The sequence below is a fragment of the Parasediminibacterium schistidii genome (assembly GCF_046546515.1).
Lineage (GTDB): Bacteria > Bacteroidota > Bacteroidia > Chitinophagales > Chitinophagaceae > Parasediminibacterium.
The window spans coordinates 1-17,991 of sequence record NZ_JBKHKJ010000015.1 but is presented as its reverse complement, the minus strand read 5'-3'; the positions used below and the strand labels follow the sequence as shown (position 1 = coordinate 17,991).

General features: G+C 39.3%; 12 protein-coding genes. 11 read left to right on the top strand and 1 reads right to left on the bottom strand.

The window, feature by feature from the left end; all coding sequences use genetic code 11:
* Positions 1-122: 122 nt before the first annotated feature.
* The gene (locus tag ACHFIY_RS10110; protein WP_410845967.1) at positions 123-890 is read right to left on the bottom strand and encodes a hypothetical protein; all 768 of its coding nucleotides are present in this window, start codon (positions 888-890) and stop codon (positions 123-125) included.
* Between the two features lie 962 nt (positions 891-1,852).
* Between ACHFIY_RS10110 and ACHFIY_RS10105 the strand changes: the two genes are divergently transcribed.
* The 11 genes from ACHFIY_RS10105 to ACHFIY_RS10055 all read left to right on the top strand — a co-directional run bounded on the left by ACHFIY_RS10105 (position 1,853) and on the right by ACHFIY_RS10055 (position 17,990).
* Positions 1,853-2,554: a YjjG family noncanonical pyrimidine nucleotidase gene (locus ACHFIY_RS10105; RefSeq protein WP_410845966.1), complete on the top strand. Its 702-nt coding sequence runs from the start codon at positions 1,853-1,855 to the stop codon at positions 2,552-2,554.
* 229 nt (positions 2,555-2,783) lie between these two features.
* Positions 2,784-6,365, top strand: a complete 3,582-nt coding sequence (locus tag ACHFIY_RS10100) for an Eco57I restriction-modification methylase domain-containing protein (protein WP_410845965.1) — start codon at positions 2,784-2,786, stop codon at positions 6,363-6,365.
* 240 nt (positions 6,366-6,605) lie between these two features.
* Positions 6,606-8,024, top strand: coding sequence for an endonuclease (locus ACHFIY_RS10095; RefSeq protein ID WP_410845964.1), 1,419 nt, complete (start codon positions 6,606-6,608; stop codon positions 8,022-8,024).
* 175 nt (positions 8,025-8,199) lie between these two features.
* On the top strand, positions 8,200-10,539 hold the full coding sequence (locus tag ACHFIY_RS10090) for an NADP-dependent malic enzyme (RefSeq protein WP_410845963.1): 2,340 nt from the start codon (positions 8,200-8,202) through the stop codon (positions 10,537-10,539).
* Positions 10,540-10,670: 131 nt separating this feature from the next.
* The gene (locus ACHFIY_RS10085; RefSeq protein WP_410845962.1) at positions 10,671-11,408 is read left to right on the top strand and encodes an MlaE family ABC transporter permease; all 738 of its coding nucleotides are present in this window, start codon (positions 10,671-10,673) and stop codon (positions 11,406-11,408) included.
* Positions 11,409-12,097: 689 nt separating this feature from the next.
* Positions 12,098-12,529: an SPOR domain-containing protein gene (locus tag ACHFIY_RS10080; RefSeq protein ID WP_410845961.1), complete on the top strand. Its 432-nt coding sequence runs from the start codon at positions 12,098-12,100 to the stop codon at positions 12,527-12,529.
* A gap of 94 nt (positions 12,530-12,623) precedes the next feature.
* On the top strand, positions 12,624-13,805 hold the full coding sequence (locus tag ACHFIY_RS10075) for a M20 metallopeptidase family protein (protein ID WP_410845960.1): 1,182 nt from the start codon (positions 12,624-12,626) through the stop codon (positions 13,803-13,805).
* A gap of 72 nt (positions 13,806-13,877) precedes the next feature.
* Positions 13,878-14,939, top strand: a complete 1,062-nt coding sequence (locus tag ACHFIY_RS10070; protein WP_410845959.1) for an acyltransferase family protein — start codon at positions 13,878-13,880, stop codon at positions 14,937-14,939.
* The gene (locus ACHFIY_RS10065; protein WP_410845958.1) at positions 14,936-15,505 is read left to right on the top strand and encodes a DUF4337 domain-containing protein; all 570 of its coding nucleotides are present in this window, start codon (positions 14,936-14,938) and stop codon (positions 15,503-15,505) included. The genes ACHFIY_RS10070 and ACHFIY_RS10065 overlap by 4 nt, the downstream gene beginning before the upstream one ends.
* A gap of 299 nt (positions 15,506-15,804) precedes the next feature.
* Positions 15,805-17,517: an ArnT family glycosyltransferase gene (locus ACHFIY_RS10060; protein WP_410845957.1), complete on the top strand. Its 1,713-nt coding sequence runs from the start codon at positions 15,805-15,807 to the stop codon at positions 17,515-17,517.
* Between the two features lie 11 nt (positions 17,518-17,528).
* Positions 17,529-17,990 carry a GNAT family N-acetyltransferase gene (locus ACHFIY_RS10055; protein WP_410845956.1) on the top strand — a complete coding sequence of 154 codons (462 nt, stop codon included), beginning with the start codon at positions 17,529-17,531 and terminating at the stop codon, positions 17,988-17,990.
* The last annotated feature ends 1 nt before the right edge of the window (position 17,991 follow it).

The following is a 17,991-nucleotide window of genomic DNA, read 5'->3' as shown; positions in this document are numbered from 1 at the left end:
GCCACAAAGACTCGAATATCCAAAGTAGCACGAAAGGAAAGCAAAGAAATTAATGAAGCAATTTGCAACCTTATTTTTTTTCTTAGTGCTACTTAGCGTCTTTGTGGCAATCCCCTTCTATGCTACCACAAAAACAACGGCACTAACCAAAAAGGCGAAACATAATAAGGGTCGTAGTAATAAGGCTCGTAATAGCTTGTTTCCTCAACCACCGTTTCTACAACGTTATTGCTTTGGTTGTTGGCATATTCATATTCTTGCTGTTCCTTGTTGTGTGCGGCTTCTTCTTTTAAAATATTGATTAACAATGCCGAGCCTTGCGCCACCATGTCTTTCATGGCATCGTCGCCAAGGTCGGCTGGCTTTATGGCTGTTGCACATATTTCCTCTATCTCGTCCCAGATGGCATTCGATACCAAATCAAACTGCCAGCCTGTTGACTGCGTGTCAAATCGGTTTTCATTGATGAAGGACATGAAAACAATTTCTGCTGGGTTTAGCTTTTTGAACATGGCAACAGCTATCCGCAAGTCTTCAAAGCGGCTTTCAGACTTAAATATGTCCCATTCCTGGTCATTGTCAAAATCGAAGTAGCGGCTAAAGGCAAATTCCCCTTTTTCCAAATCAACAAACGCAAAAATATCATACAGCTTCAAGGCTTCGGTATAACGCTGCATAAATACGTCAAATGCTTGCTTGCCTTTGTCTGTTATTGCGTACTTACCTCCCGCTACAGATAGATAGCTTTTTCCAAGCAGTTCTATCAACAAAGGTTCTAGTACTTTGTCGGCTGGCTCTAAGCTAGTGGCAAAAACACTGTCTTTGTTTAGTATCTCATCCAAGAGGATGATCGAGGCAAAATTCTTTTTATCTGTATCACTAACGTACATAGGTGTTTTTGTAATTTTAGCCACAAAGGCTCAAAGTGGCACGAAGGGAATAAGTAAAACTTTCAAAATAACTTTTCCATTTCCAAAAGCATCATTTGTAAATATAAAACAACAAACTTTGATTATAAATTATAAAACATTTTTTGTTGTAACTAAATACAAAACTCCAATGATTGAAGCAAATATAAAAATAATAGGTTACCCCTTACCAAATTGGGGTGCATTTCAAATCTTCGTTTTTTATTTAGCAGTAACACATTTAACCTAACCCCAGCCCTACCCGAAAGGAGAGAAAGAAAGAACAAACAGGGGAAATTGAAGAACTAAGCAAACAATTGAAATGGATTTTTTTCTTCTTTTTCCATGATTTATTTTTTTTTCGAGCCTATCCTTTTTCTTGTAACTCATTGTTATTCAAATATTTTTTATTTTTTAAGCCTCATTTTTTATAATAATTTAAGTGAATTTTATGATACTTTATCGATAATAGAATGATAGTTTTATTATAGGAAACTGATAGTTTATTGATAAGCAACTGATAAGATTTTGATAGTGAATTATCATTTTCCTAAGTCAACTAACATCCGATGTGTGAGGCGAGGCCAAGATGCAGTAGTTGCTGGTTTAATGTAAAAATCGCATGCTTAGGTATATAAACCAAAATAAAAATCCTATATGGGGGAAATATGCCCCCATGCGTATCCCAAATTGCCCCCATATAGGATGCTTGATAAACCCATATTTTACAGTTGAAATCTACTGCAAGCCCCATCTATTTCAAACCCAAAGACGAAGGAGGCTGCTTATTTAAATAAAATTAAATATCGCCTGTATCTGCCAAATAGAAATCAACAAAAAAGTGAGATTTGAAATGCATCCTATCAACGACCCTTTTATTCTTTGAGCTGTTTTGCCCAAAAAAACCTAACTTCAACCCTTTTTTTAATTAGCTAGTCAGAAGTATGAGCAGCCGCTACAAGCACCTTTTTTTCGATTTGGACCATACTCTTTGGGATTTTGAAACCAACTCAAGGGAAACACTACACGAATTGTACCACCATAATAACTTGCAAGCCAAAGGCATAGCCGATTTTGATGCTTTTTTTGAGCAATACAATTTCCACAACAACCGACTGTGGGACAGGTACTCCAAGGGGTTCATCAAGCAAGATGAACTACGATGGAAGCGCATGTGGCTTACTTTGCTGGAATATAAAATTGCCGATGAGCCGCTTTCAAAGCAGCTTTCTGTGCAGTTTTTAGAGCTATTGCCCACAAAAACAGCCCTATTCCCCTATACCAACGAAATTTTAACCTACCTGAAACTAAAGGGGTACCAGTTGCATTTAATAACTAATGGGTTTGAACTGGTACAGCGTAGCAAGCTGGCTAAAAGCAACCTGAATAGTTATTTTAAACAAATCATCACATCCGAAGCAAGCAATGCGGTAAAACCGAATAAGGAGATATTTGATTACGCCTTCCTGAAAGCCCATACAAAAGCTGCTGAAAGCATTATGATAGGCGACAACTTGGATGCAGATATACAAGGTGGCATCAACGCTGGTATGGATACTATTTTTGTAAACCATATCAACGCCACGCCACATATAAAAGCTACCTACATGGTAAGGGACTTGAAGGGGTTGGAGGGGATATTTTGAGGGATTTGTTTTGTGTTTTAAGTTTTGTGTTTTAAGTTTTGTGTTTTAAGTTTTAGGTTGGGATGGCTCAATATACTTTCCAATGGGTTTCAACCCATTGTATATATATGCCATGACAATGGGTTGAAACCCATTGGAGTATTCCTAAATTTTACTAAGGTGCCATAATTATAAACAGTAGACCTAAAAGTATTAATTTGCCCTTCATTACCTAGCTCTAAATATAGATATGAGTCTTTTCCAAAATTCAGTAGAAACAAAATATTTAAACCAACTTGACGCAAAGCGACTTGAAACAAAATTCAAAGAGTTTAAGGCACATTTTGGAAATGCTGCAATACAAGAGAACATCCGTAATTGCAAGGAAGAACAATATCAAGGGGAATTTTTGATTGATCTGTTTGTGAATATTCTAGGATATACCAAAAGCCCTACGCCCAAGTACAACATTACCACAGAACATAAAAACATAAAAGACAGCAAAAAGGCGGATGGGGCTATTATCATTGATGGCGAGGTGAAAGCTGTTATTGAATTAAAGGGAACAAACACCACTGATTTAAGCAAGATAGAGGCACAGGCATTTGGGTATAAAAACAACCAGCCCGAATGTGTGTATGTAGTTACCTCCAACTTTGAAAAGCTCCGTTTTTATATTGACAATGCTATTGAATGGTTAGAGTTTAATCTGTTTACGCTCACCAAAAAGGAGTTTGGTTTACTGTATTTGTGCCTGTCATTCGAGAGCATTGAGAAGGGAATTCCTAAGGTGGTAAAAACTGAATCTGTAAATCAAGAGGAGGTAATTACCAAGCAATTGTATCAGGATTATTCTTTGTTTAAACGGGAATTGCATCAGGATTTGGTGAAACAAAACAGGCAATATGACGCATTGACGTTGTTTAAAAAATCGCAAAAGCTGCTGGACAGGTTTTTGTTTTTATTTTTTGCAGAAGACAGGCAATTATTACCACCCAACTCTGTGAGATTGATACTAAACGATTGGAAAGATTTACAGGAAAGGGACGTGCAGATACCCTTGTATGACCGATTTAAGAAGTATTTTGAGTATTTGAACACTGGGTATAAAGGCAAGCGGTATGATGTGTTTGCCTACAATGGTGGTTTGTTTAAGCCCGATGATGTGTTGGACACCGTTAAAATTGATGATGAACTGTTGTTCACGCATACCCTTCGCCTATCCGAGTACGACTTTGCAAGCGAGATAGATGTGAATATACTTGGGCATATTTTTGAAAATTCGCTGAACGAGCTAGACGAGATAAAGGCGACATTAGAGGGTATTGCCATTGACAAATCAAAAACAAAACGCAAGAAAGATGGTGTGTTTTATACGCCAAAATATATTACAAAGTATATTGTTGACAACACAGTTGGTAAACTGTGCACCGAGAAAAAAGCAGCTTTGCAAATTGTAGAAGCTGACTATACAAGCGATAAGAAAAGACAAATAAAAACGAAGCAAGGGCTATTAGACAAACTTAATTTATATAAAGCATGGCTACTATCGCTTACAATTTGCGACCCAGCCTGTGGGAGTGGGGCATTCTTGAACCAAGCATTGGATTTTTTGATAACCGAGCACAGATATGTGGATGAGCTTACAGCCAAGCTGCTTGGCGTGCCGATGATTCTGAGCGATATTGAAAAGAGCATTCTCGAAAACAACCTATTTGGGGTGGATTTGAACGAAGAAAGCGTGGAAATAGCCAAGCTGTCGCTCTGGCTGCGCACCGCACAGCCAAATAGAAAGCTGAACGATTTGAACAACAACATAAAATGTGGCAACTCGCTGATAGACGACCCTGCCATTGCAGGCGAAAAGGCTTTTGATTGGCAAAAGGAATTTCCGCAAGTGTTCAAGCGAAAAGAAATGAGGGCATACCATCTTGTGTTCACTACCCACAATTCAAGGGCTTCGCAAAGAATGATTGCCTATAATGTGCCAAAAGGTGAACCATTGGAACTAACCCTTGAAAAAGAGATTGCCCTTACGGAAATAATAGGCGGCATTATTACAGAAAATAAATACAGGTGCATAGCTTACAATATCTGTAAAGACCATGCCCACCTTGTTTTGGTATGTGCAGCAGATGAACTAAATGATATAGTAAAAACGATAAAAGGAAAGTCGGCATATTTGTTTAATAAAATCAATTCCAATGGGTTGAAACCTATTGGAAATACCGAAGCCAATGGGGAAAGCAATGGGTTAAAGCCCATTGGAGAAACAAAAACCATTGATAACGATATACATCACGGCCATTTATGGTCGCAGAAATTCTTTAGGGCATTTTTGGATGAGTGGGAGTTGGTATCGCTTTCTTCCAAGCCTGGCTGGGGATATAATGAAACTTACCTAACCAATGCCATCAATTATGTGCAAGGCAACAGGGAAAAGCACGGGCTTGCCTATTCCAAAACCCTGAACGACATTATTGCCAGTTTCTGCATGGATACCAAAAAAGCTTTTGAACAAAAGTATAGTGGTGGGTTTGATGTGGTGATTGGGAATCCGCCGTATGTACTATGTCAGCCATCAAATACTGATGAAACTACATTAGAAGAATACAAAAAGTTTCAAGTAGCAAGTTACAAAATAGATTTGTTTCATCTTTTTTATGAAAAATCTATTAATTTATTAAAAGACAATGGGAAATTAGGCTTTATTACGCCAAATACATTTTTGACCAATAAATATATTCAAAAACTAAGAAGTTTCATATTAACAAAAACAAGTGTAGAAATTTTGGTTAACCACACAAACACTGTATTTATTGATGCTGGAGTTGATGTAGCTACACTTGTTCTAACTAAAGCAAGTGTATTAAATGATAAAATTCAAATTTTTAATTCAATAAATGGTGAATTACGGTTAGTTTACGAAAATAGCCAATCAGAATGGTTAAATAGTTCGGAACAAGTTTTTAAGATAAAAAAGAGTTTTGAGGTTGAATTTAAAGAATGTATAACCTTTGATGAAATAGGTAAAACATATTTTGGGATTCAAGCTTATGACAGAAAAAGCTCTATCTGCAGTGAAAAATTAGCAGAAGCTTATATACCTATGATTGACGGGGCAGATGTATTAAGGTATCAATATTCGATACCAAAAATGTTCTTTAATTTTATTAACTCGAACATAAAAAGTGGAGGCGATAGTGAAGTATATGACAGAGATAGGATTGTAATTAGACAAATAGGGCAAGTGCCAATTGTGGGCTATTGTACTAAAAATATTGTAACTTCAAATACTATCTATAACTTATACCTAAGCGATGAAAATTATTCCTTGAAATTTGTTTTTGCTTTACTTAATTCAAATTTAATTCGTAAATATTGGTTAGCCCAATTCAATGATAACAAGGACTTATTTCCAAAAATCAAAGGGTATCAATTAAAACAACTTCCAATCAAAAAAGCATCGCTATTTGAACAACAACCATTTATCGACAAAGCAGACCAGATGCTTTCTTTAACAAAAGAACTTCAACAAGCATCCCAAAAATTCCAGCGCACTATTAAGCGCAAATTTTCATTAACGGAATTGCCGGGTAAGCTGCAAGATTGGTATTTGCTAAGCTATGATGGGTTTATAAAAGAATTGGGCAAGAAAAAAGTAAAACTGTCCTTGTCTGAGGAAGCAGAATGGGAAGGCTACTTTTTACAGGAGAAACAAAAAGCTGTTGAGTTGAAAAATGAAATAGATAGTACGGACAAAGCCATAGACCAAATGGTGTATCAGTTGTATGGGCTTACACCAGATGAAATAAAGGTTATTGAGCAATAGGAAGCTCAAATATTTGCTTTTTTTTACATTTTATAATTATACTATTCAGAATAGACATTGTGGTGGTTTAGTACGGTTTGCACTGGGTTTCAACCCAGTGTTATGGCATATTTTCAATGGATTGAAACCCATTGAAATACACATAAATTTACATTTTTTGCATTAAAAATAACCAAATATTGCAAATAGTGTAGCAACCCTTTCAGCATTGGTTTATATTCGCTGCTTTAAATTATTACAATGAAAAAAATATTACCTTTTTTGTTTTCTCTTTTTGCCTTATCTTTTGCAGTTGCCCAGGCTCCGGGTGGCCCAGGTGGCTATTATGATGCCGCTGCCAATAAAAGCTGTGCAGATTTGAAAACAGCCTTGAAAACCATCATCTCTACAGGCGTTACACCAAAGTCTTATTCTTCTTTGTGGACGCAATACCCCTTGACGGATATAAAACCCCGCACGGTGGGCACGGGTTCTGCAAATGTTATTTATGATATATACTCTACAATAGAGGGCGGAACCGATCCGTATCAATTTACGCCAGGTGGCAGTGGTTCTGGCGGGCAGTGCGGCACTTATTCAGGCGAGGGTGGCTGTTACAACAGGGAACATTCAGTACCCCAAAGTTGGTTCAATGGAAATACAGGTAGCAGCGGCACGGCTACCGATTATAATTTCATATTCCCTACGGATGGTTCTGTAAATGGCAAACGATCCAACTACCCGTATGGCGAAGTAGCCACGGCAAGCTATACCAGCAAGAACGGCAGCAAGCTAGGCTCATCGGCAGTAGCGGGCATTCCAGGTACCGTGTTTGAGCCTAGGGATGAGTTTAAAGGCGACGTAGCAAGGGCATTTTTGTATTTTGTAACCATGTATGAGAACAGTATCCCTAAATGGTCCACTAATCCTGATGCTGCAAAATCTTTTGACAGCAGCACTTTCCCGGCAGTAAAACTCCCCTTCCTGCAAATGATGATTAAATGGCACAACCAAGACCCTGTGAGCCAAAAAGAAATAGACAGGAACAATGGCACTTATACTTACCAGCACAACCGAAACCCTTTTATCGATAGCCCCCAATATGTAAACCAAATATGGAACAATACCTGCCCTGGTTTGTCAACCCTGCCAGTAAGTATAGTGTTGTTCAGCGGTAAACTAATTGGCGGTACCATTGCTTTGCAATGGCAGGTAGCCAATGAAATAAACCTAAGCGGCTATGAAGTACAAAAAAGCGTAAATGGCACTGATTTTTATGCAATTGGGTCTGTAAAAGCCGATGGCAGCAGCAATTATTATTTTAATACAGATGCTGCAAGCAACAGTGGTGGCAGGGTATATTTCCGTTTAAGGAAAATAGACAAAGATGGCAAGTACAGCTACAGCGAAGTATTTACCATACATATACCGTTTAGCTTCAAGGTAAGCGTTTACCCCAACCCTGCCAGCAGCTTTATCCATGTTTCAGTGAATACGACTTCAGCATCGGCACAAATTGTGCTTACGGATATTATGGGCAAAAACATCTTGAGCAAAGCATACAATGTATCCAACAATATAATTGATATACCCACCAGCCATATTGCCAATGGCAGCTATTACTTAAAAGTTGTATTGGGCAGCAGCAGCTACACTCAGAAAATAGTGATAGCTAAATAATTAGGAATTAGGAATTAGGAATGGAGAATTAGGAATGGGCAGTACAATCTAACCATTCCTATTTCCTAATTCTAAATTCTTTTCACACGCGTTACAGTAAATCCAATAATAGCACTATAATTGTAATTGCTATTAAATAGCATTTCAATTAAATGAAAGATTAACCTAAGAACGTATGGAAAAAAAAGATGCCCGTTGGGAACAGGCTTTGGAATACCACGCCATGGGCAGGCCAGGAAAAATAGAAGTAATACCTACTAAAGAAGCCAAAACGCAAAGGGACCTTAGCCTTGCTTACAGCCCCGGCGTAGCTGCGCCTTGCATGGAAATATTCCGCAACCCAGAAGATGTTTATAAATATACAGCCAAAGGCAACCTTGTAGCTGTTATCAGCAATGGCACTGCCGTATTAGGACTGGGCGACATAGGGCCAGAAGCAGGCAAGCCTGTAATGGAAGGTAAGGGTGTACTGTTCAAGATATTTGCCGATATTGACGTGTTTGATATTGAGATAAACGAAAAAGACCCTGAAAAGTTTGTCCAGATAGTAAAAGCATTAGAGCCCACTTTTGGCGGCATCAACCTAGAAGACATTAAAAGCCCTGAATGTTTCTACATAGAGGAAAAGCTAAAGGAGCAATTGAAAATACCCGTGATGCACGATGACCAGCATGGCACAGCTATTATTAGTGCAGCTGCCTTGTTGAACGCACTGGAAATACAAGGCAAAAAAATAGAAGAAGCACGTATAGTGGTAAATGGTGCTGGTGCGGCTTCCATATCTTGCTGCAAGCTATATGTAGCATTGGGGGCAAAGCCTGAAAACTTCTTGATGTTCGATAGCAAGGGCGTTATCCATATTGGCAGGGAGGGCTTATCGGACAATAAAAAGCTGTATGCCGCCAAAAGTGCAGACTGGACGTTTGAAACTGCCTTTAAAGATGCCGATGTATTCATTGGCCTAAGCGTGCCAAACGTGGTAAGTACAGAAATGCTAAAAAGCATGGCGCCCAACCCCATTGTTTTTGCAATGGCCAACCCAGACCCAGAAGTAACTTACGAAATAGCCATAGCAGCCCGTACCGATATTATCATGGCCACAGGCCGCAGCGATTACCCTAACCAAGTAAACAATGTTTTAGGTTTCCCTTATATATTCCGTGGCGCATTGGACGTACGAGCTACAAAAATTAATGAAGAAATGAAGCTTGCTGCCGTGAAAGCCCTAGCAGCATTGGCCAAAACGCCTGTGCCAGACATGGTGAACATGGCCTATAACCAAAAAAATATTGTTTTCGGCCCAGAATATATCATACCTAAGCCATTGGATCCACGGTTGCTTAGCACCGTAGCCCCTGCAGTAGCCAAGGCAGCCATAGAAAGTGGCGTGGCACAAAAAGAAATAACCAATTGGGATGCTTATGTAATAGAGCTAGACAAACGCCTTGGGCTAGACAACCAATTGCTAAGGGCAATGGGTGGCAAGGCGAGGAAAGACCCTAAACGCTTAGTATTTGCAGAAGCCGATAATGTGAAAATATTGAAAGCGGCCAGCATTGCTTATGACGAAGGCGTGGCTTACCCTATCCTCTTAGGCGTTGAAGCTAAAATAAGGGCAATAGCTGAGGCCAATGATATTGACATTTCAGACTTGCCTATTGTTGACCCACGCAGTGAGGCAATGGAAGAAAAAAGGCTAGCTTATGGGGAGTTGTATTTTAAAAAGAGGTGCCGTAAGGGTGTAAACCTATACGAAAGCCAAAAAATAATGCGCGACCGAAACCATTTTGGCTGCATGATGGTGGAAACAGGCGATGCAGATGCCATGATTAGCGGCCTTACCCGCAATTATGCCGATGCCATCAGGCCTGCATTGAATATTATTGGAACAGAAGAGGGGGTGCGAAAGATAGCCGGCATGTATATGCTTATTACCAAAAAAGGTCCTTTGTTTTTGGCAGATACCACCGTAAACTTTAACCCTACCGCTGAGGAACTGGCGGATATAACCATGATGGTAGCCAAAGAAGTGCGCAACCTAAACGTGGTGCCACGCATTGCCATGCTTAGTTATAGCAACTTTGGCAGCAGCGACAGCCCCGAGGCCAATTTGGTGGCCAAGGCAACCAAACTGGTAAAAGAGCAAAACCCATCCTTGATTATTGATGGCGAAATGCAGGCAAGCCTCGCTTTTAGCAACGATATTTTAAAAGACAATTACCCATTCAGCGAATTGGTAGACCAGAATGTGAACGTGCTGATATTCCCCAACCTGACGGCGGGCAATATTGCATACAACCTGATGAAGGAAGTAGGCGGGGCAGATGCTATTGGCCCTATTTTGCTGGGCATTAAAAAACCTGTGCATGTGCTACAATTGGGCAGCACTGTAAGAAGCATTGTAAACATGGCATTGGTAGCCGTAGTAGATGCACAGCTAAAATGCAAATCAGACACGGTGGCCGCCGTGGAAAAAACGGAATGGTGGGGAAGACTTAAAGACAAGCGGAAATAATTTTTCTTGTTTTAAGTTTTGTGTTTTAAGTTTTATGTTACATTGTGTTTATATTTTTTACAAATTACAAAATCATTGTGGACAGTTTTCTTAAAACACAAAACTTAAAACATAAAACTTAAAACAAACCCATGAGCCTTTTCTCACATCTCGGCGCTTATTTTTTAATGTTGAAAGGCATGTTTAGCAAGCCCGAAAACTTTAAAATGTACTGGAAGGAGTTTATGCACCAATGCGTGGAAATAGGCATTGGCGCTTTGCCAATTGTGGTCATTATCTCTTTGTTTCTTGGGGCAGTGTCAACCGTTCAAACGGCCTATCAACTGGTAAGCCCATTGATACCCATGACCACTGTTGCCCAGATTGTAAGGGACAGCATGATATTAGAACTATCTACCACTGTGCTAAGCATTGTGCTGGCAGGCGTTGTGGGTAGCAAGATAGCCAGCGAACTAGGTAATATGCGCATCAGCGAGCAGATAGACGCATTGGAAATAATGGGCATTAACCCCAAAAGTTACTTGGTGCTACCCAAAATATTGGCCGGCCTGCTTGTCATACCTGGGTTAATTGTCATTTCTGCTGTATTGGGTATTTGGGGCGGCAAGTTGGCTGGCGACCTTACGGGAATACTTGCCCCTGATTTGTACGATATTGGCCTGCGCCAAAATTTAAAAATATACAATATCCAGTTTGCTTTGTACAAAGCCTACACTTATGCTTTTCTTATTTGCAGCATCCCGGCATACTATGGCTTCCATGTAAAAGGTGGCTCTTTGGAAATTGGGCGAGCCAGTACCAGTGCAGTGGTAGTAAGCTGCATCATGATATTGCTGGCAGATTATACCTTAGCGGCTTTGTTCTTGTAAAGGTCAGTTTCTTGATGCTGGCTTCTTGTTACAAGGACTTGTACACCTGAAACCAATAACCTTTAACTTTGGTTGCATAAAATTTTTCACTTTGTCCTGATAACCCTCAATCTATAAAAAACTTATCTTTGTGCTAGAAATGCACATGATACAAACTACTTACCAAGCTAGTGTCTTGGCATCCCAATCGTAGCTCTTTTTTTACTAATATTAAGATAGTTGTAGTCCTAAAATTTGGTCTTGTATTTATGGCTGTAAAATATGCACAAATCAAGCACAAAATGAGCATAAAATACGCACAAAGCAAGCACAAATTACTCAAAAAGTACGCATAAAATACGCACAAATCACGCACAAAAATTTGATGTTATTGTTGATAATCAATGACTTACAAGCACAGCAACGATTTTTGAAAAAAAAGAAACAGCAAAAAACCTAACAAAAATGGCAAAACTGAAACTATTTTAATATAACACTAGTAGATATTGATATTATTAAAAATATATACATATCTTATTCTTTCCCTGATCCTGCTACCTTTTCCTTTACCTAACTTGTCCCTACCTTTTAAGTGGGGTGAGGTTGATTTTTTAATAAAAAACAAAAAACTTTTATGTACCCTGTAACTTGTATCACAAAACACCGTTTCCCCCAACTTCCTTAACTTGCGTGCTTTAAATGGACATAGTATGAAGTTATTGGTTATGCTTTTCGCTTTTTTATTGGTAGGTAATTACCTATTAGCAAACGACACAATCATCGTACGCAAGGATCCCCGTTTAGATGTGCTGGTAAGCAAACAGGCACAAATGAACAAACGGCTTTCAATGATGACAAGCTCGGGATTATACAAAGGCTATAGGATACAGATAGTAAGCACTACCAACCGGGACCAAGCAAACAAGATAAAAGCAGATATATTATCGAAATATACAGATGAGAAGGCTTACTTGCTGTATCATTCCCCTTATTTTAAAGTGCGCATAGGCAATTTCCTGAAAAAAGAAGATGCCGAAAAATTCCGAAAGGAGCTAAATAAAACTTACCCACAAGGCGTATATGTTGTAGAAGATGCCATAGAATATTCCATGAAGGATGATGATGAAGTGGTACCAAAGTAAAGTGGTATGTCATAAGTAGTAAGTGATAAGTAGAAAGCAGTGAAGGATAGGTTTAATTCCTAATTCCTAATTCCTAATTCCTAATTAAAAAACTTTGTTATTACAAAAAATAAAAGAACTGGCTACCGCTTTTGCCCCTGAATGTATTGCCATCAGGCAGCACTTGCATGCAAACCCCGAATTGAGCTATAAAGAATTTAATACCAGTAGTTTCCTTCAAGAAAAGCTAACAGCATTAGGTATCCCTTTTGAGGTGAAAGCCACTACTGGCATTGTTGCCTTGATAAAAGGCAAAAATCCTGAAAGCAGGGTTATCGCCCTTCGAGGCGACATGGATGCCTTGCCCATTTTGGAAGAAAATAATGTGCCGTATAAATCACAAAACATAGGCGTTATGCACGCTTGTGGGCACGATGTGCATACAACAGTAATATTGGGGGCAGCCAAAATATTGAACGAATTAAAAGACGATTTTGAAGGTACTGTAAAGTTAATCTTTCAACCGGGTGAAGAACGCAACCCAGGCGGCGCCAGCTACATGATAAAAGAAAGGGCATTGGAAAACCCAAGGCCACAAGGCATTATCGCCCTGCATGTGCATCCCGGATTGGACGTGGGCAAGCTAAGTTTCCGGAAAGGCCGTGTGATGGCCAGTGCCGATGAAATATATATTACCATCCGCAGCAAGGGCGGGCACGCCGCTGCACCGCATTTAACGGCCGACACCGTATTGATAGCTTCGCACTTGATTGTAAGCCTACAACAAATTATTAGCCGCAACAACAACCCGCTTTCCCCATCAGTATTAAGTATTTGCAGCATACAGGGCGGGCATACCACCAACGTAATACCTAGCGAAGTAAAGCTAATGGGTACTTTCAGGGCAATGGATGAAGCATGGCGTTTCAAGGCACACGATTTGATTACCAAGCAAGCAATAGGATTGGTAGAAGCCATGGGAGCAGAAATAGACCTAAAAATAGATGTTGGCTACCCTACTGTTGACAATGACCCTGCCTTTACAGAAATTGCTTGGCAGCAGGCAATAGCCTACATGGGGCAGGACAATGTGGAAGAAACAGAAATACGCATGGGGGCAGAAGACTTTGGCTATTATACCCAAGTAATACCGGGCTGCTTTTATAGGTTAGGTGTGCGCAACGAAGCCGCAGGCATTATACACAATGTGCATACCCCCAAGTTTAATATTGACGAAAGGGCTATTGAAACAGGTATCGGCATGATGGCATGGCTGGGAGCCTCGGTAAAAATATAGTTTGTTTATTTGCGAGTATAGACTATTGTAGGACATTGCTTACAGATTATAACAAAAGGAAAAAAACTGCAAATGAAGAAATATCCTAGCCTCAATGGATTAAGAGCAATTAGCATCATTATAGTAATTATCCATCATTTTTCATATCATGGTTATATCCCTTCAATTTTACAAAATTCAAAATGGCTATACCTTATCTTTAATTTGTTAGAAGACGGGCAATTTGGGGTTAACGTTTTTTTTGTAATTTCTGGCTTTTTAATCACTTCCTTGATGTTGAAGGAAGATGCTAAAACAGCAACCATAGGATTGCCACATTTTTATATAAGAAGGGTATTAAGGATTTTTCCTGCTTACTATACACTTTTATTGTTTTATTTTATTGTGCAGCAATTTGGCTACATAAAAATCAGCAATGCTTCGTGGGCAACTGCAATTACATACACAAAGGACTTTAATTTCCTTGCAGGTTGGGATTGGTACACCGCACATGGGTGGTCATTAAGCGTGGAAGAACAGTTTTATTTATTATGGCCAATCATTTTTCTTCAAGGAGATACATTTAGGAAAAGGGCATCGGTAATTTTATTTCTTATGGTTCCATTCCTTAGGTTTTTTGCGGCTATTTATAAAATCCATTGGGTTGCTGATCAAAGCATTTTTACAAGGATAGATGCCATATCCATTGGTTGCTTCTTTGCTTTGTATAAAGATGAGCTATTAAAGAAAATAAGCCCCTATTGGAACATTATCTTTTATGTATGTATTTTTTATTTTTTATTTTTCCCATTTATTGTAGGGCTTTTTTATAAAACTAGATTCACTGCCATTTTTGTGCCGCTGTTGTCAAGGCATGCTACCATCTCAAATGTATTGATTGCTTTAATAATGATGTATTCTATTTTTGGTCCTCAAAGAACATGGTTTAAATTTCTTAATTTGAAGCTGGTCAATTATATAGGTTTATTGTCTTACAGCATTTATTTGTGGCAGCAATTTTTTATTTGCAAAACCGCTTTTTGGGTCAATCAGTTCCCGCAAAACATAGGCATGATTATAGTATCTGCTTTGGTTTCTTATCATGTTATAGAAAAGCCTTTTCTTAGTCTAAAATCAAAATTTTCAAGATCATGAGCGAAATAGCAGAAACAATACAAGAATCAGTAAGCCACAGTAATGAAAGCAAAATAAATGCACTAGTGGCAATATTTGTGTCGCTTACCGCTACCTTCATGGCTATTTGCAATATAAAAGATGGCAATATTGTACAGGCCATGTCGCAGGCACAGGCGCATTCTATTGATGCTTGGTCATACTACCAAGCCAAAAGTACCAAGCAAAGCCTAGTGGCCAACACGATAGAAATGATGCAGCTGCAGCACCTGCCCGGCAGCGACAGCCTGATAAAAAAAGCAGAAGCCAAAATAGCCCAGTACGAAAAAGACAAAGCCGAGATAAAAAAGCAAGCAGAAGGCTATGCCAAGGAATATGACGACATCAATGTTTTCGACGACCAGTTTGACATGACGGAAGCTTTTCTATCCATTGCTATTGCCCTGTTTGGCATCACGGCGCTTACGCAAAAGAAATGGCTGCTCTATTTTGCCGCAAGCCTTAGCATATTGGGCTTTATTCTGGGCATGACAGCTTTTTTAAAAATTAGCCTACACTCAGATTTTATTTCAAGGATATTGGGGTAAATGGAATATCATGTTTCAAGTACAATTTGGAAAAACTAGCCACGAAGCCTCAAAAACACGAAGTAAAGGAGGTTAAAAGCTATTGATAACATAATTTTTTTCTTTTTTTCTTTTATTCTTCCCTTAAAACTTTGTGCCTCTTTGTGTCTTCGTGCCTTCATGGCAGATTAACCAAACTTGCATCTTCGAGACCTTGTGCCTTTGTGGCAACTTTAACCTGCACTATTCCTTTCCTAACTATTGGCAATCGCACAGCAGTTGCTTATATTCGCCTATATTATTAAACAATTGCCTGGATAATGCTGGAAAAGGAAACAAATAAATGGGGTGCATGGCTAGATAAATGGTTTTATGTACTGCTATTCCTAGGCGTGGCAGTAAATGCCTCTGGCTTGTTTATCACCATACTCGATTCTGACGGCACTTTATACGCCTGCATTGCCAAGACAATGGCACAAACGGGCGATTTCATCAATTTAAAAGTAGTTGGCACCGATTGGCTCGACAAGCCGCATTTCCCCTTTTGGATGGCTGCTATCAGCTATAAAATATTCGGCATCAATACTTTTGCTTACAAAATACCAGCTTTACTGTTTTGGGGCATGGGCGGTGCCTATACTTTTTTGTTTGCAAGCAAGGTAAATGGCAAAAACATTGCAAGGGTTAGCGTGCTGATGTACATAACCGCTACACATTTGTTTATATCTAATAACGATGTGCGGGCAGAACCTTACCTCACAGGACTGTTAATAGGCAGCATATACCATTTTTATTTGGCATCGGGCAGTAGCAAGTGGTTTAAAGATATAGTTATCGCTTCATTTTTTGCTGGCTGTGCCGCCATGACCAAAGGGCCTTTTATACTCATACCCATTGCAGGTGGCTTTATAGTAGAGTGGGCAATTAAAAAAGAATGGCAGCAATTGTTAAGCATCAAATGGTTGGTGGCATTGGCATTGGTATTGGTATTTACTTTGCCCGAGCTATATTGCCTGTATGTGCAGTTTGACCTTCATCCCGAGAAAATTGTTTTTGACAAAACCGGGGTTTCAGGTCTGCGTTTCTTTTTTTGGGACAGCCAGTTTGGCCGTTTCTTCAACAATGGACCTATCCGTGGCGAGGGCGACAAGTTTTTCTATTTCCATACCATGCTTTGGGCATTTCTGCCCTGGAGCCTGGTATTTTACATGGCTTTTGGCTGGAAGCTTTGGACAATCAAAAAAGCCAAGGAACTTACCCCCGCAGCCCTCCGCCTTACGCCTTATCTATACCAGGAATATGTAACATTGGGCAGTGGAGGGCTTATGTTTCTTATTTTCTCTTTGTCGAAGTTTCAATTACCGCATTACCTCAATATTCTTTTTCCTTTTTTCTCCATTATTACTGCTCAGTATATTTGCCAAGTAAAAAGGCCTGCAGTTGTTTCCATTGTCCGCTGGGTGCAGTATGTAGTAGTAGGCGCCATGCTGCTGGTAGGTGGCTTGTTGCTTATTTTCTATCGGCCAGAACATAATTTATTGGCAATTATTTTGCTGGCTGGCACAGCTACTGGCAGCTTGTTGTTGTTTAATGGCGATATATTAACAGCCGCTATTGGCAAAAGCTTTATTACTGCCATTGGGGTATTTGCTTTTCTCAACTGCTGTATTTACCCATCATTGATGCAGTACCAAGCAGGTAGTAAAGCCGCTTTTTATATAAATGAAAAAGATACTGGCGTAGCCGCAGCTACTATGTTTAACGAGAATTCCTATTCTTTTACTTTTTATACCAAGGCACCTATCTTTTTTGGGGGGATAGAGCAATTGAAAGTAAAAGCAAAGCAAGTACCCATTATTGTTTATACCAATAAGGAAGGCCTTGATTCTTTACGAAAAGTTGGGTTCAGCACCAATATACCTGTGGCGTTTAATTTCTTCCATGCCAGTGAATTGACTGGGGAATTTATTAATTACAAAACAAGGGCAGGCGAGCTGAAGCAACATTATATAGTAAAAGTGAGATACCCATAAGCACAAAAAAAATGCTCCAATTTATTTGCAAACCATTTGATGAACTTTCCCTAAAGGAACTATATGCCTTGCTGCGCCTGCGTAGCGAAGTTTTTGTAGTGGAGCAAAACTGCATTTTCTTAGATATTGACAATAAAGACCAAACCTGCCACCATGTATTGGCTTATGATAATGATACATTAGTGGCGTGTACCCGCTTGCTTGCTCCAAATACAGCGTACATGCAAATGAGCATTGGCAGGGTAGCAAGTTCGCTTGGGTATCGGGGCACGGGGGCTGGTAAAGCTATCATGATGCAATCTATTCAATGCTGCTACCAGCTGCTTGGAAAAGGCGATATTAAAATTGGGGCACAGCTTTACCTACAAAAGTTTTATGGCAGTTTTGGTTTTGAACAAACGAGCGAAATTTACTTGGAAGATGGCATTGAACATATAGAAATGATAAAACCATATATTGGAAATATTAGTTAAG